The 2,087-nt window shown below is 60.0% G+C and carries 5 protein-coding genes; all 5 read right to left on the bottom strand.

The window, feature by feature from the left end; all coding sequences use genetic code 11:
* Positions 1–420, bottom strand: a 420-nt coding sequence (gene rplF, locus EN994_RS28680) for a 50S ribosomal protein L6 (protein WP_127308017.1), incomplete at its 3' end; no start/stop codon positions are given.
* An 89-nt stretch (positions 421–509) separates the two neighbouring features.
* Complete coding sequence (rpsH, locus tag EN994_RS28685; protein ID WP_013531431.1) at positions 510–908, bottom strand: 30S ribosomal protein S8; 399 nt, start codon at positions 906–908, stop codon at positions 510–512.
* Positions 909–920: 12 nt separating this feature from the next.
* Entirely contained in the window at positions 921–1,226 is a 306-nt protein-coding gene (rpsN, locus tag EN994_RS28690; RefSeq protein ID WP_013895695.1) for a 30S ribosomal protein S14, read from the bottom strand.
* A gap of 27 nt (positions 1,227–1,253) precedes the next feature.
* Positions 1,254–1,853 (bottom strand): 50S ribosomal protein L5, encoded by a 600-nt coding sequence (gene rplE / locus EN994_RS28695; RefSeq protein ID WP_063168070.1) that lies wholly within the window; start codon positions 1,851–1,853, stop codon positions 1,254–1,256.
* Positions 1,846–2,087: 50S ribosomal protein L24 (gene rplX, locus EN994_RS28700; protein WP_127308018.1), on the bottom strand; the 242-nt coding region annotated here is incomplete at its 5' end. The genes rplX and rplE, both read right to left, overlap by 8 nt.

Consider the following 2,087-nt stretch of genomic DNA (forward strand, 5'->3'; position numbering starts at 1 on the left):
CTGCTGCTTGTCGATGCCGGCCACAGTGATTTCAGTCGGCTTCGGCACGGTGATGGTGATGCCCTGCGGCGTCTCATAGACGACGTCATGGCTGAAGCCAAGCGCCAGCTGCAGGTTCTTGCCCTGAAGTGCCGCGCGATAGCCGACGCCGGTGATCTCGAGCTTCTTCTCGAAACCGTCCTTGACACCCTGCAGGATGTTGACGATCTGCGTGCGCGACATGCCCCACTTGGAGCGGGCGGTCTTGGTCTGGTCGCGCGGCTGGACAGCGATCTCGCTGCCTTCCATCTTGACCAGCACTTCGTCGTTCACCACGAACTTCAGCTCACCCTTGGGGCCCTTCGCCGTCACGGTCTGGCCGTTGACGGTCGCGGTCACGCCCTGCGGCAGCGAAACGGGTTTCTTTCCAATACGAGACATTTTGTTGTCCTCGTCACTTCTCTTGTTTCAGGTCTCTGTCTTCGGGAACGATCCGAAGACCGGATTCCACTTTGCGGTCAACTGCCAGATCAGAAGATCTGGCAGAGGATCTCACCGCCGACGTTCTGTTCACGTGCTTCATGGTCGGCCATCACGCCCTTCGGTGTCGAAAGGATGGCGATGCCGAGGCCGTTTGCGACCTGCGGAATCGACTTGGCCGAAACATAGACGCGGCGGCCTGGCTTCGAAACGCGGGCGATTTCGCGCACGACCGGCGCGCCGTCGAAATACTTCAGCTCGATCTCGATTTCGGACTTGCCGTTGTCGAAGTCGGTCTGGCTGTAATCGCGGATATAGCCTTCAGCCTTCAGCACGTCGAGGACGCGGGTGCGCAGACGCGAAGCCGGCGTCGAAACGCTCGACTTCTTGCGGCCATACGCGTTGCGGATGCGGGTCAGCATATCGCCGAGAGGATCGCTCAATGACATGTTATGTCCTCCTTACCAGCTCGACTTGACCAGGCCCGGGATCTGGCCGTTATTGCCGAGATCACGAAGCGCGATGCGCGATACTTTGAGCTTGCGATAGTAGGCGCGCGGACGGCCGGTGACTTCGCAGCGGTTGCGGATGCGGATCTTGGCCGAGTTGCGCGGCATGGCAGCAAGCTTGAGCTGAGCGCGGAAACGCTCTTCCATCGGCTTGGACTGATCCATGATGATCGCCTTGAGCGCAGCCCGCTTGGGACCGTACTGGTCGGCAAGCTTGCGGCGCCTGTTGTTCTTCTCGACTGAGCTGGTCTTTGCCATTTCAGATTTTTCCTTTTCTCGCTGCCGTTACTGGCGGAAGGGGAAGTTGAAGGCCTTGAGCAATGCCCTGGCTTCGTCGTCCGTCTTCGCAGTCGTACAAACGATGACGTCCATGCCCCAGATCTGATCAACCTTGTCGTAGTTGATCTCCGGGAACACGATGTGTTCCTTGATGCCCATGGCGTAGTTGCCACGGCCATCGAAGCTCTTCGGATTCAGTCCGCGAAAGTCGCGGACGCGCGGCAGTGCGATGTTCACGAGGCGGTCGAGGAACTCATACATCCGTTCCTTGCGCAACGTGACCTTGGCGCCGATTGGCATCTTCTCGCGGACCTTGAAGCCGGCGATCGAGTTGCGGGCGCGGGTGACGACGGCCTTCTGGCCGGCAATCATCGCCAGGTCTTCGGCCGCGATCGAAGGCTTCTTCGAATCGGCGGTCGCTTCGCCGACGCCCATGTTCAGCACGATCTTGTCGATGCGCGGAACCTGCATCTCGTTGTCGTAGCCGAACTGTTCCTGCAGCGCCTTGCGGATGGTCTCGTTGTAGACCTGCTTGAGGCGCGGCGTGTTCTGAGCCTTGGACTGTTTGCTTTCAGCCGTGGGCTTCGTGGTTTGAGCCTTAGCCATTGATGACTTCTCCCGAGCGCTTGGCGACGCGCACCTTCTTGCCGTCCTTCTGGAAGATGAAGCCGACGCGGGTCGGCTTGCCATCCTTGGGGTCGGCCAGCGCGATGTTCGACAGCTGGATCGGCGCTTCCTTGGTGATGATCCCGCCCTCTTGGGACTGGGACTGCTTCTGGTGACGGCGGATCATGTTGACGCCGCGCACCAGCGCGGTGTCTTCCTTCGGCTGTACCGAGA

This window comes from Mesorhizobium sp. M7A.F.Ca.CA.002.09.1.1 (assembly GCF_003998555.1).
Classification (GTDB): domain Bacteria; phylum Pseudomonadota; class Alphaproteobacteria; order Rhizobiales; family Rhizobiaceae; genus Mesorhizobium; species Mesorhizobium ciceri.